Genomic DNA, 12,667 nt, shown 5'->3' with positions numbered 1-12,667 from the left:
GGCAGTGGCCCGAGTCGCAATGGGGGGCGTCTGCCGCGCCGGGCGCCATGGCTTCCGTGACCGGCACCGGCTCGCTGGGCCCTGTCGCCGGGTCGCCCCGGGCCGGGCGGGCCGCCAAGGCCATCGCGTTCGCCCGGGCGCAGATCGGCAAGCCGTGTGTGTGGGGTGCCACCGGGCCGGACTCGTACGACTGCTCCAGCCTCACCCAGGCCGCCTGGAGGGCCGCCGGGGTCGAGTTGCCACGGGCCGCGTACCAGCAGGCGCTCGCCGGCGCCCCTGTCGCCCTCGCCGGGATCGAGCCGGGTGACCTGGTGCTCTTCTTCGACGACGACCGGCACGTGGGCCTTTACACCGGCGGCGGGATGATGGTGCACGCGCCGGGCCCGGGGGCGTGGATCCGCGAGGAGTCGATCTACGGCGCCGGTGAGTCGGCGATCCACCGGATCGTGCGGCCCGCGTGAGGGCCGGTACGGGTCAGCCGCGGCGGCGGGCGCGCCGGCTCTCGTAGTGGTCGAGCAGGGTCTCCTCCAACGGCCGGTAGGTCAGGCCGAGTTCGCGGACGCTGCGGCTGTTGTCGACGCGGAAGCGGATGCCCAGGTGCTTGCGGATGTAGTCCTGGGTGAGGCCGAAGGCGGGGCCCAGGACGCGGACCGGCCAGTGCGGCAGCCTGGTGCGCGGCAGACGTGGATCGCAGGGGTGGCGGGCGAGGATGACGCGCGCCATCTCGTGGAACGACGTCATGGTCTCGGCGGCCACGATGTACCGCCCGTGCGCCTCCGGGTTCTCGGCGGCGGCGATGTGCGCGTCGGCGACGTCCCGGACGTCCGCCGTGGTGAAGCTGAAGTCCGGGGCGCCGTAGAAGAAGTACCCCTGGAACAGTTCGTCCAGCAGGAACAGGCTGCCGGATCCGGAGGCCGGCGTGAAGGAAGGCCCCAGGATCAGGCCGGGGTTGACCGGCACCATGCGCCAGCGGTCCTGCGCCGCCTCGGCCTGCCAGGCGGCGCGTTCGGCCATGGTCTTGGCGTAGTGGTAGGGGTTGTCCTCGACGGTGCTGGCGGTGTTGAAGTACCGCTCGGAGAGAACCCGGCCGTCCATCGCGAGCACGTCGGCGTAGGTGCCGAAGACGGCGCCCACGGTGGAGGTGAAGACGAGCGTCCGCACCTCGGGGGTCCGCTCGATCGTCGCCAGGACGTTGCGGGTGCCCAGCAGCGCCGGGTCCACTACGTCCCGCCGGCCGTCCCTGATCTGCTCCGGCATCAGGAACGGCGAGGCCACGTGGAAGACGACCGAGCAGCCGCGGAAGGCGGCGTCGAAGGCGCCGGCCTCCAACAGGTCCGCCTCGAACAGCTCCAGTCGGCCGGGGAACGCCTCCTGCAGCTCCCACAGCGGCCGGACCTTCGGCGCGTCGGCCCTGTCGCGCACGGTGGCGTGGACGCAATAACCCCGCTCCAGCAGGCGTCGTACCAGATGGCTGCCGACGAATCCGCTGCCGCCGGTCACCGCCACAGCCGTTCCCGCGTCCGCGCCCACGCCCGCCCCCTCTCACGCCAGGAGAGGACAGGGTCGCGCATCGCACGGCTGCGGCGGAACACCCGGGGTGGGCGATAAGGCAGGCCTGGGCCAGCCATAAGATCCACTTATGAGGTCATAGACCCGACCCGCATACCGAGTTAGGTCAGCCTTAGTTTAGGCTTCCCGATCAGAGCCGCCCATCAGACGCGAAGGGAACCTGATCATGCCGCGCCCCCTGCGGGTAGCCATCGTCGGAGCCGGCCCCGCCGGGATCTACGCCGCCGACGCCCTGCTCAAGTCCGAGGTGGCCGCCGACCCCGGCGTCTCCATCGACCTCTTCGAGCGGATGCCCGCCCCGTTCGGCCTGATCCGGTACGGCGTCGCCCCGGACCACCCGCGCATCAAGGGCATCGTCACCGCCCTGCACCAGGTGCTCGACAAGCCGCAGATCCGGCTGTTCGGCAACGTCGACTACCCGACCGACATCAGCCTGGACGACCTGCGCGCCTTCTACGACGCGGTGATCTTCTCCACCGGCGCGATGGCCGACCGCGAACTGCCGATCCCCGGCATCGACCTGAACGGCTCGTACGGCGCCGCCGACTTCGTCTCCTGGTACGACGGCCACCCGGACGTGCCCCGCACCTGGCCGCTCCAGGCCGAGAAGGTCGCGGTGCTCGGCGTCGGCAACGTCGCGCTCGACGTGGCCCGGATCCTCGCCAAGACCGCGGACGAGCTGCTGCCGACCGAGATCCCGCCGAACGTCTACGACGGCCTGAAGGCCAACAAGGCGGTGGAGATCCACGTCTTCGGCCGGCGCGGGCCCGCCCAGGCGAAGTTCAGCCCGATGGAGCTGCGCGAGCTGGACCACTCGCCGAACATCGAGGTCATCGTCGACCCCGAGGACATCGACTACGACGAGGGCTCGATCGAGACCCGGCGTGGCAACAAGCAGGCCGACATGGTCGCCAAGACGCTGGAGAACTGGGCGATCCGCGATGTCGGCGAGCGGCCGCACAAGCTGTTCCTGCACTTCTTCGAGTCCCCCGTGGAGATCCTCGGCGAGGACGGAAAGGTCGTCGGGCTGCGCACCGAGCGCACCGCCCTGGACGGCACCGGCAACGTCAAGGGCACCGGCGAGTTCAAGGACTGGGACGTCACGGCGGTCTACCGCGCGGTCGGCTACCTCTCCGAGAAGCTGCCCAAGCTGCCCTGGGACATCGACTCGGGCACCGTCCCGGACGAGGGCGGCCGGGTCGTCGAGGAGGGCGGCGCCCATCTGCAGTCCACCTACGTCACCGGCTGGATCCGGCGCGGTCCCGTCGGCCTGATCGGCCACACCAAGGGCGACGCCAACGAGACCGTCGCCAACCTGCTGGACGACTACGCGAACGGCCGGCTGCACACCCCGGCCGCGCCCGAGCCGGAGGCCGTGGACGCCTTCCTCGCCGAGCGCGAGGTCCGCTTCACCACCTGGGACGGCTGGTACAGGCTGGACGCCGCCGAACGCGCCCTCGGCGAGCCGCAGGGCCGCGAGCGCGTGAAGATCGTCGAGCGTGAGGACATGCTGCGCGAGAGCGGGGCGTGAGTCCCGTACGCCGGAGGCGATGAGGGGGCCGACGCCGGCGCGCCGGCCCCCGCGGACACGGCGGCGCAGTGCCGAGGAAAACCCTGATCGCCCCTGGAAACGGCCCTGTTAGGGTCCAGCGGTGTTCTCCCTCCGTGAACCCCTGTTCTTCACGCGTCTGCGCGGCGCCCGGCGCGTCCTCGTCGCCGGGGCGGGCGGCGGCTTCGACGTCTACGCCGGGCTGCCCCTGGCGCTCGCCCTGCGGTCCGCCGGAAGCGAGGTCCACCTGGCCAACCTGTCCTTCTCCGACCTGTACGGCCTGGGCACCGACCACTGGGTGGCGCCGGACGTCGCCGCCGTCCGCCCGGACACCCCGCTGCGCGGCGACTACTTCCCCGAACACTCGCTCGCCCGGTGGCTCCGGGAGCAAGGCCTGCCGGACACCGTGTACGCCTTCCCCCTCACCGGCGTCGAGCCGCTGCGCGCCGCCTACCGGAAGCTGGCCGGACAGTTGGGCGGCCTGGACGCGGTGGTGCTGGTCGACGGCGGGACCGACATTTTAATGCGAGGCGACGAGCACGGGCTCGGCACGCCCGAGGAGGACATGGCGAGCCTGGCCGCCGTAGCGGGTCTCGAGGAGGTCCCGCACCGGCTGGTGGCCTGCCTGGGTTTCGGGGTGGACGCCTATCACGGCGTCAACCACTCGCTGGTGCTGGAGAACCTGGCCGCTCTGGACCGCGCGGGTGGCTATCTGGGCGCGTTCTCGCTTCCCCGGGACAGCGCGGAGGGCGCCGCCTATCTCGACGCGGTGGCCCACGCGCAGCGCTGCCACGCCGGGCATCCCAGCATCGTGCACGGATCCGTCGCCGCCGCGGTGCGCGGTGACTTCGGCGATGTGCGGTTCACCGAACGCACCCGGGGCAGCGAGCTGTTCGTCAACCCGTTGATGAGCCTGTACTTCTGCGTGGACCTGCCCGCTCTGGCCGACGCCAACCTCTATGTGGACCGGCTGGCGGGCACTGTCCTGATGCGCCAGATCAGCTCGGTGATCGCCGACTTCCGCGAGGAGCTGCCCCGCCAGCGCCCGCCCCGGGTGTTCCCGCACTAGGTCCGGCACGGGCGACCGGGCAGAGGCCCTCGGAGCATGATGTGGGCATGAAGATTCCCGACCGACGGATCGAACTGTTCACCGGCGCCGGCAGCGAGCACCGGTTCAGCGGCCCCGCGACCGGTGACGAGCGGAGCATGCTGGTGGCGATGCTGGACGCGCAGCGCGCCACCCTGAAGCTGAAGTGCTCGGGTCTGGGGCCGGAGTTGGCCCGGCGGTCCGTGTCCCCGTCCTCGCTGTCCCTGCTCGGCCTCGTCCGGCACCTGGCCGACGTGGAACGCCGCTGGTTCCGGGCGGTGCTCGCCGGGCAGGACGTGGAGTTGCGCTTCTCCTCCCCGCAGGACCCGGAGGGCGACTTCGAGGGCGCGGCCCCCGATCCGGAGGTCGTCGCGGCGTCCTGGGAGGCCTGGCACGCCGAAGTCGCCTTCGCGGAGGCGTTCGTCGCCCAGGCCGCTGATCTCGGCATCGAGGGCCACGACGCCTGGCGCGGCACGGTCTCCCTGCGCTGGGTGCTCGTCCACATGATCGAGGAATACGCCCGCCACAACGGGCACGCGGACCTGCTCCGCGAACGCATCGACGGCGCCGTCGGAGTATGACGGCCCCGGCCTCCGCCGCCGCCCAGGCCGAGTCACGCCGGCAGGTGAACGGGGTCCGCCCCTAAGCGGATGGACGGGCGGGCCCCGTTCGCCGGACCATTCTGCGGGCCGCCCGGCGACGCGACCACGTGTGGACCACGCCCGCCCGACGCACACCACGCACACCCCGGGTGCACGGCGCGCGCCCTGTGCGCGAGGGCACGCGGCCGGGGCGGCAGTGGGCTGTGCGCGAGCGTTCGGCGGAGGCTGCAGGCGGCTGTGCGCGAGGGCGTGTGGTGGGGGCGGCAGGCCACCGATCCGCGAGGCACATGGCGGAGGCGGCAGGCCGGCTGTGCACGAGGCGTTCGGTAGGGGCGGCAGCCCGCTGTGCACGAGGCATGCGGCGGGGCGGCGTCCCACCGATGCGCGAGGCGTGCAGTGGGGAGGCAGGCCGGCTGCGCGGGAGGTGTGGCGGCGGAGGCGGCAGGCCAACTGTTCGCGGGCGGGCGGCGGGACAGCGTGCCACCGGTCTACGAGACGTTCGGCGGAGGCGGCACGGTGCTGGTGCGCGAGGCACGCGGCGGAACGGCGTCCCACCGGCGCGCGAGGCGTGCGGCGCCGGGCAGAGTGCCACCGGCGCACAAGGCCGGGAAGGGGCGGTACGCGGCCTGTGCTCCGGGGTGCGCGGCGGAGGTGTCGCGCCGCGTGTGCGCCAGGAGGCGCCGTGGGGGCGGAGTAAGCCGGCTGGGTCCGGGCAGGCGACCAGGGCGACGCGCCGCCGTCGGGGCCGGGCGACCGGCCGTCCGCCGAGCGGTGATACTGGAAGGCGCACCCGCCCCCATCAGCAGATTGGCCCATGTCGAACTCCGCCACCGACCCCGCCACCGTCCCGCAGACCCTCTGGGCGGCCCGCGGCCGTCACACCGGTCCCGCACCCGAGGAAGTCGTCCGCCGCACCCTGCGCCGGCACAGGGACAGCGGCGACATCGACGACTTCGCCGAACCCCCCGTGCCCGAGGAGGGGCAGCGGCGGATCTTCGAGGCCCGCTGGCGGGTCGCCGGCACGGTCACCGTGCGGGCGCGGCTCACCCTCGTGGCCCGCGAGGCCCGGCCGCAGGGGCACGAATGGCGGCTCGTCGCAGAGGCGGAGCGCCCGTGGGACGAGGCCTGGCCCTCGCCGGCGACGCTGTTCTGGCCGGAGGGCGCGGTGGGCGATGACGGCTCCTGGGACCACCACGCCACGACCGCCGGGCTGCGGTTCCGGCAGGTCAACGCGCTCCCCGCGGACGACAAGGAGATGCGGCGCAGGCTGCGGGACGCGGCCCGCGAGGCGTGGTGCGTCAACGTCGTCGTGCACGAGGCGATGACCCCGGACGAGCGGGGCAAGCTGCCGCTGGCCCGGCTGCTGCCGCCCGGGCTGAGGCACCGCGTGGTGGAGCACCGGGCGGCGCCGCACCAGTTCCGCGCCGTCAACTGGGCGCTGAAGGACCTCGGCGTCGAGGTGCCGCGCGGCGGCGCGGTGCTGCTGCCCCCGGACCCGGCCCCGGAGGGCTACGACACCCGCGAGCACACCGTCCGCAACGTCTTCCTGGACGGCTCCGAGCCCGCCGAGCTGCTCGCGGCCCTGCGGCACTACGTCGCGCTGCCCCGGCCGCTGCCGCGTGAGGTCGGCGAGGCGCTGACCGACCTCCGGGAGAACTGGACCCTGATGACCCTCCAGGAGGAGCTGGAGCGGGAACGGCAGCTGGTCGCCCGGTACGCCGAGGCGCTGGAGGCCATGACGAAATCCCGTGACCTGTACAAGGAGGCCGCCGAGCAGGCGCTGGAGGCTCTCGCCGCCTACCGCGACGTCCCCCCGTCGGCCCTTCCGCAGCAGCGGCCCGAGGCCCGGACCCCGGGGGGTGCGCTGCAGCAGCTGACCCGGACCTTCGAGCGGCTGAAGTTCACGGCCAAGGGCCGGCGGCAGCAGGCGCCCACCCCGCAGGACCCGGCGGAGGCGGAGGCGTACGGCCCGCCCGGTGCGCCGGAACCGGAACCGGACCGGTCAGTGGCAGCGAGCGGCGCGACGCGGGCCGCGGACGGCGACGGCATGGACCGGGCGTCGTAGCCGCCATGGACACCACGACCGCCCTGCTGGTGGCCGGCGCCGTCGTGGCGGCGGCCCTGCTCGCCGTCGCCCTGGCCCTGCTGGTACGGCTGGTGCGCACCCGGCGTACGCTGCGGCGCGCCGGGCTGCCGACGGGTCCGCGCTGGGTGTTCTGGGGCGCGGTCGCCTATCTGCTGCTTCCCACCGACCTGCTGCCCGATCCCATATACCTGGACGACATCGCGGTCCTGCTGCTCGCGCTGCGCAGTCTGCGCGCCGCCCGCCCGCTGCCGCCGGGCCCCACCGAGCCCTGACCGCCCCGGCGCGGGCCTCGCCAGAAGCGACGCGCATCCCGGTTTCCCCCGTCCCCGCGGGTGCGTCGCGCGGCTCCCTGGCGCATTCTTGCTGTGTCATCCCACCCGAGAGGCGCACGGGACGAGGCAGGGACGATGACCGGCAGCGGTGGCGAGCAGACGGGCCGTACGCGGGCCCGGCTGGCCAAGCTGCTGGCCGGCACCGCGACCGGGGCGATCGACGTGGCCGGCGGCCGGGTGGCGGGCGTGTATCTGCGGTCGCGCTCCCCGGGGCTGCTGCGCCTGGCGGTGCTCTCCGGACTGCCGGGGCCGTTGTTCCGGCCCTGGTGGCGATTGCACGTCGACCGCCCCTTCCCCGTCGCCGACGCCTACCGCCTCGGCGTGCCGGTGGTGCTGGCGGACGCCACCGAGACGGTGCGCCGGTATCCGCAGTTCGCGGCGGTGCTGCCCTTCCCCTTCGGGTCGGTGCACATGCCGGTGCCGGGCGACAGCGAACCGCTCGGAGTGCTGACCGTGCTGCGTCCGGCGGTGGCCGAGACCGCGGACGAGCCGCTGGACCGGGAGCTGCCGGCCCGGCTGGCCGAGGGGCTGGGCGCCGAGTTGCTCGGACTCGCCGACGGCGATCCGGGCGCGGTGGTCTGGGACGGCGAGCCGCTGTGTGTGCGGCCGCGCGCGACCCGGCCCGCGCAGGCCGTCGTCGCGCGCTTCGGCTGGGATCCCGGGACCCGCGCGGTGCGCGCGGACGAGCGGCTGCACACCCTGCTGGGCGTGCGCCCCGGCGGCTTCGACGGGACGGACACGGCGTTCGCGGAGGCGCTGGCCCCGGACGAGGCCCATGTGGTCCTGAAGGCCCTGCTGGACACCGCGGCCGGCAAGCCGCCCGTCGCGCCGCTGAGCCTGCGGGCACCGGACGGGACACCGCGGCTGCTGGATCTGTGGCCGGCCGACGAGGGCGGGGCGGCGGCTCCGGTCGGCGGAGTGGTGGTCGCCCCGGGATCCGGCGTCTTCGCGGACGGCGCGGCCGATCCGCTGCCGCAGGGCGTGCTGTGCCTGGACCGGCTGGGGCTGGTCGTGTACGCCAACGAGGCCGCCGCCCGGCTCGCCGGCCGGGACCGCGAGTCGCTGCTCGGGTGCCCGCTGTGGGAGGCGCTGCCGTGGCTGGCCGGTCCGCCGTGCGACGACCATCTGCGCGGGGCCCTGCTGTCCCCGGAGCCGGTGCACTTCCGTGTGCACCGGCCGGCCGGTGAGGACGGCGAGAGCGGCAGGGGTGACTGGCTCGCCGTGTCACTGCATCCCGGCGAGGACCTGCTGACCTGCACGCTCGTCCCGGCCGGCCGGATGGACGGGCCGCTGGAGCCGGCCCTGGAGGAGCACGTCCCCCCGGTGGCGGCCGGGCACGCGCTGACGCCGCTGTACCGGCCGATCTCCCTGGCCGTCGCGCTCACGGACGCGGTGACCGCCCAGCAGGTGTCGGCGGTGGTGGTGCAGGAACTGCTGCCCGCGTTCGGCGGCCGGCGCCTCGCCATCTACCTGCTGCAGGAGCGGCATTTCCATCTCGCCTGGGAGAGCGGCTTCCCGCAGGGGTTCCTCACCCAGTTCGAAGGGGTCGGCCTCGACGCGCACGTACCCGGGGTGGAGTGCCTGACCACGGGCCGGCCGCTGTTCTTCGAGTCGATGCAGCAGATCGCGGCCGCCTATCCGGGCATTCCGCTGGACGCCGAGGAGGGCGCCCGCGCCTTCCTGCCGCTGATCGCCTCCGGACGGCCGGTCGGCTCGTGCATCCTCGGCTTCGACCGCTCGCGCCGCTTCGGCGCCGAGGAGCGCACGGTGCTCACCGCGCTCGCCGGGCTGATCGCGCACGCCATGGAGCGGGCGCAGCGCTACGACAGCGAGGCGGCCGTCGCCCGCGGCCTGCAGCAGGCGCTGCTGCCGCACCGGCTGTCCACGCATCCGCTGGTGGAGACCGCGGGCCGGTACCTGCCCGGCACCCAGGGCATGGACGTGGGCGGTGACTGGTACGACGTCGTGGAGGCGGGCGACGGGCTCGCGCTGGTCATCGGCGACGTCCAGGGGCACGGGGTGCAGGCGGCGGCGACCATGGGGCAACTGCGCAGCGCGGTGCGGGCGTTCGCGCTGGGCGACCGGCCGCCGGACGAGGTGATGGCGGGCACCAACCGGCTGCTGACCGACCTCGATCCCGGTCAGTTCGCCAGCTGCTGCTATCTGCGCCTCGACCCGGCGACCGGCCGTGCCCGCATCGCCCGCGCCGGGCATCCGCCGCCGCTGCTGCGGTGCCGCGACGGGCGGACCCGGTTGCTGGACGTCCCCGGCGGTGTCGTTCTCGGCGTGGACCCGCACGCCCGGTACCCGGTGGCCGAGCTGCTGCTGGAGCCCGACGAGATCCTCGCCCTCTACACGGACGGACTGGTGGAGCGGCCGGGCACGGACATCGACGAGGGCATCACCGCGCTGCGGCAGGCGCTCGCCACGGCCGGCGCCGCGCGCGGGCGGCGGGGCGGGCGGTCGCTGGGCGGGGTCGCCGACCGGCTCACGGCCGAGGCACGGCGCGCCACAGACCGCCCCGACGACGTGGCGCTGCTGCTCGCCGCCCGGCGCCCGGCCCCGGTGCCCCGCCGCTGACCGCGCCGCGGCGCGCCGCTCCGATCGGCGCAGTCACCTCGGACGACGGTCTCGCCCGAGCGCGCCGGGCAGTGTAGACATGGGCACATGGTGCGACTGCCCGGCCGGAATGAGACACGGACGCCCCGTTCCGTCGGGCCCCCGCGCGCATCGCAGAGCCGGCCGCCGCGGGACCCGGACGGCAGCGGCGGCAGGCACGGTGTGCTGCGGTCGGTGCTGTCCGGGCGCAGCGTCGCCGGACAGGTGTTCCTCCTCCAAGTGGTCATCGTGCTGCTGCTGATCGTCGCGGCGGTGGTGTCCCAGGTGCTCCAGGTACGGCACGACAGCGACGTGGAGGCACAGAACCGTTCCCTCGCGGTCGCTCGGACGTTCGCCAACGCGCCCGGCACGGTGGCCGCGCTGCGCTCCCCGGATCCCACCGCCGTGCTGCAGCCGCGCGCGGAGGCGGCCCGCAAGGCGACCGGCGTGGACTTCATCGTCGTGATGAACACCAAGGGGATCCGCTACACGCACCCCAAACCGGACCGGATCGGCAAGAAGTTCGTCGGCACCATCGGCCCCGCGGTGGCCGGGGGCACGGTCGTGGAGCACGTCACCGGCACGATCGGCCCGCTGGTGCAGGTCGTGGTGCCGGTGAAGGACGCCTCGGGCACGGTGGTGGGCCTGGTGTCGGCCGGGATCACCACGGAGCACGTGGGCGGGGCCGCCGAGCAGACGCTGCCCCTGATGCTCACGGCGGCGGCGGTGGCGCTGGCGCTGGCCACCGCGGGCACGGCCCTGGTCAGCAGGCGGCTGCTGCGGCAGACGCACGGCCTCGGACCGTACGAGATGACGCGGATGTACGAGCATCACGACGCGGTGCTGCACGCGGTCCGCGAGGGCGTGCTGATCGTCGGCGCCGACGGCCGGCTGCTGCTGGCCAACGACGAGGCGCACCGCCTGCTGGACCTGCCGGAGGACGCCGAGCGGCGCAGCGTGCTGGAGCTGGGTCTCGACGACGAGACGGCGACGCTGCTGGCCTCGGGCCGGATGGCCACCGACGAGGTGCACCTGGTCAAGGACCGGCTGCTGGCGATCAACCAGCGGCCCACCGATCTGCGCGGCGGCCCGGCGGGCAGTGTCACCACCCTGCGCGACTCCACCGAGCTGCGGGCCCTGTCCGGCCGCGCGGAGGTGGCCCGCGAGCGGCTGAACATGCTGTACGACGCCGGGGTGGGCATCGGCACCAGCCTGGACGTGGCCCGCACCGCCGAGGAGCTGGCCGAGCTGGCCGTGCCGCGGTTCGCCGACTTTGTGACCGTGGACCTGTTCGACGCGGTCCTGCAGGGCGAGGAGCCCAAGCCCGGCACCGCGCTGCGCCGCACCGCCTGCGCCGGCATCCGCAAGGACTCCCCGCTGTACCCGGTCGGCGAGCGGATCCGGTTCGTGCCCGCCTCGCCGCAGGCCCGCGGCCTGACCACCGGTCAGTCGGTCCTCGAGCCGGTGCTGCGCGACGCGCCCGGCTGGCGCTCACAGCACCCGGAGCGCACCGCCCAGATCATCGAGTACGGCATCCACTCGCTGATCACGGTGCCGCTGCGGGCGGGCAACCTCGTGCTGGGCCTGGCGAACTTCTGGCGGGCGCAGAAGCCGGAGCCGTTCGACGCCGAGGACCTGGCGCTCGCCGAGGAGCTGGTCGCGCGGGCGGCGGTGTCCATCGACAACGCCCGCCGGTACACGCGCGAGCACAGCATGGCGGTCACGTTGCAGCGCAGCCTGCTGCCGCGCTCCCTGCCCGAGCAGCGGGCGCTGGACATCGCCTACCGCTATCTGCCGGCGCAGGCCGGGGTGGGCGGCGACTGGTTCGACGTCCTGCCGCTGTCCGGCGCCCGGGTGGCCCTGGTGGTGGGGGACGTGGTGGGGCACGGGCTGCACGCGGCGGCCACCATGGGCCGGCTGCGCACGGCGGTGCACAACTTCTCCGCGCTGGACCTGCCGCCCGACGAACTCCTCGGTCTGCTGGACGAGTTGGTGGGCCGGATCGACCAGGACGAGACCGCCGCCGACGGCTCGGCGGCGATCACCGGAGCGACCTGCCTGTACGCGGTGTACGACCCGGTCTCCCGGTGCTGCAGTCTCGCCCGGGCCGGCCATCCGCCGCCGGTGCTGGTGCATCCCGACGGCCGGGTGGAGTTCCCGGACGTCCCGGCGGGGCCGCCGCTGGGTCTGGGCGGGCTGCCCTTCGAGACGGCCGAACTGGAGCTGGCGGAGGGCAGCCGGCTGGTGCTGTACACCGACGGGCTGGTGGAGGACCGCGAACGGGACATCGACGTGGGGCTGGAGATGCTGAGCGACGCGCTGCGCGGCACCGCGGGGGCCTCGCCGGAGGACACCTGCCGCGCGGTGCTGGACCGGCTGCCGGCCCGGCCGAGCGACGACGTCGCACTGATCGTCGCCCGGACCCGGGGGCTGGGCGACGACCGGGTCGCCGAGTGGCAGGTGCCGTCGGATCCGGCGGCGGTCTCCCGGATCAGGTCCGCGGTGACCCGGCAGCTCGCCGACTGGGAGCTGGAGGATCTCGTCTTCACGACCGAGCTGGTCCTGAGCGAGCTGGTCACCAACGCCATCCGCCACGGGCGCGGCCCGATCGGGGTACGGCTGCTGCGCGACCGCACGCTGATCTGCGAGGTCTCCGACCGCAGCACCACCTCACCGCATCTGCGCTACGCGGCGACCACCGACGAGGGCGGCCGGGGCCTGTTCCTGGTGGCGCAGCTCGCCGAGCGCTGGGGTACCCGCTACACCCCCGAAGGCAAGGTCATCTGGGCGGAGCAGCCGTTGCCGTAGGCGGGCACGACGAGGGCCCGGCGGAGCGTGCGCTCC

General features: G+C 74.2%; 8 protein-coding genes and 1 pseudogene. 8 read left to right on the top strand and 1 reads right to left on the bottom strand.

The window, feature by feature from the left end; all coding sequences use genetic code 11:
- Window positions 1-92 precede the first annotated feature (92 nt).
- Window positions 93-461 (top strand): annotated as a pseudogene (locus tag ACGFZN_RS01645) (C40 family peptidase); the annotation flags it as partial.
- Window positions 462-474: 13 nt separating this feature from the next.
- Here the strand turns inward: ACGFZN_RS01645 and ACGFZN_RS01640 are convergent.
- Window positions 475-1,530: an NAD-dependent epimerase/dehydratase family protein gene (locus tag ACGFZN_RS01640; RefSeq protein WP_393856431.1), complete on the bottom strand. Its 1,056-nt coding sequence runs from the start codon at window positions 1,528-1,530 to the stop codon at window positions 475-477.
- A gap of 205 nt (window positions 1,531-1,735) precedes the next feature.
- On the opposite strand from ACGFZN_RS01640, the gene ACGFZN_RS01635 reads away from it, so the two are divergent.
- The 7 genes from ACGFZN_RS01635 (at window position 1,736) to ACGFZN_RS01605 (ending at window position 12,631) form a co-directional block, all read left to right on the top strand.
- Window positions 1,736-3,100, top strand: coding sequence for an FAD-dependent oxidoreductase (locus ACGFZN_RS01635; protein WP_393856430.1), 1,365 nt, complete (start codon window positions 1,736-1,738; stop codon window positions 3,098-3,100).
- 121 nt (window positions 3,101-3,221) lie between these two features.
- Complete coding sequence (locus ACGFZN_RS01630) at window positions 3,222-4,187, top strand: DUF1152 domain-containing protein (RefSeq protein ID WP_393856429.1); 966 nt, start codon at window positions 3,222-3,224, stop codon at window positions 4,185-4,187.
- 47 nt (window positions 4,188-4,234) lie between these two features.
- Window positions 4,235-4,786, top strand: coding sequence for a DinB family protein (locus tag ACGFZN_RS01625; protein ID WP_393856428.1), 552 nt, complete (start codon window positions 4,235-4,237; stop codon window positions 4,784-4,786).
- 835 nt (window positions 4,787-5,621) lie between these two features.
- A complete protein-coding gene (locus tag ACGFZN_RS01620) occupies window positions 5,622-6,872 on the top strand; it encodes a hypothetical protein (protein ID WP_393856427.1) in 1,251 nt (416 codons plus the stop codon).
- Between the two features lie 5 nt (window positions 6,873-6,877).
- Window positions 6,878-7,165 carry a DUF1232 domain-containing protein gene (locus ACGFZN_RS01615; protein WP_393856426.1) on the top strand — a complete coding sequence of 96 codons (288 nt, stop codon included), beginning with the start codon at window positions 6,878-6,880 and terminating at the stop codon, window positions 7,163-7,165.
- 135 nt (window positions 7,166-7,300) lie between these two features.
- Window positions 7,301-9,805: a SpoIIE family protein phosphatase gene (locus ACGFZN_RS01610; RefSeq protein WP_393856425.1), complete on the top strand. Its 2,505-nt coding sequence runs from the start codon at window positions 7,301-7,303 to the stop codon at window positions 9,803-9,805.
- Window positions 9,806-9,892: 87 nt separating this feature from the next.
- Window positions 9,893-12,631 (top strand): SpoIIE family protein phosphatase, encoded by a 2,739-nt coding sequence (locus ACGFZN_RS01605; protein ID WP_393856424.1) that lies wholly within the window; start codon window positions 9,893-9,895, stop codon window positions 12,629-12,631.
- The last annotated feature ends 36 nt before the right edge of the window (window positions 12,632-12,667 follow it).

This window comes from Streptomyces sp. NPDC048192, assembly GCF_043202415.1.
In the GTDB taxonomy this organism is placed as follows: Bacteria; Actinomycetota; Actinomycetes; order Streptomycetales; family Streptomycetaceae; genus Streptomyces.
Note: the sequence above shows the minus strand (reverse complement) of the source record. Positions and strands in the feature narration are given on the sequence as shown.

What these genes read in the sequence shown, in the direction of transcription:
- ACGFZN_RS01635 (WP_393856430.1), top strand. Translation starts at nt 1,736, where the DNA reads ATGCCGCGCCCCCTGCGGGTAGCCATCGTCGGAGCCGGCCCCGCCGGG.
- ACGFZN_RS01625 (WP_393856428.1), top strand. Translation starts at nt 4,235, where the DNA reads ATGAAGATTCCCGACCGACGGATCGAACTGTTCACCGGCGCCGGCAGC.
- ACGFZN_RS01620 (WP_393856427.1), top strand. Translation starts at nt 5,622, where the DNA reads ATGTCGAACTCCGCCACCGACCCCGCCACCGTCCCGCAGACCCTCTGG.
- ACGFZN_RS01615 (WP_393856426.1), top strand. Translation starts at nt 6,878, where the DNA reads ATGGACACCACGACCGCCCTGCTGGTGGCCGGCGCCGTCGTGGCGGCG.
- ACGFZN_RS01610 (WP_393856425.1), top strand. Translation starts at nt 7,301, where the DNA reads ATGACCGGCAGCGGTGGCGAGCAGACGGGCCGTACGCGGGCCCGGCTG.
- ACGFZN_RS01605 (WP_393856424.1), top strand. Translation starts at nt 9,893, where the DNA reads ATGGTGCGACTGCCCGGCCGGAATGAGACACGGACGCCCCGTTCCGTC.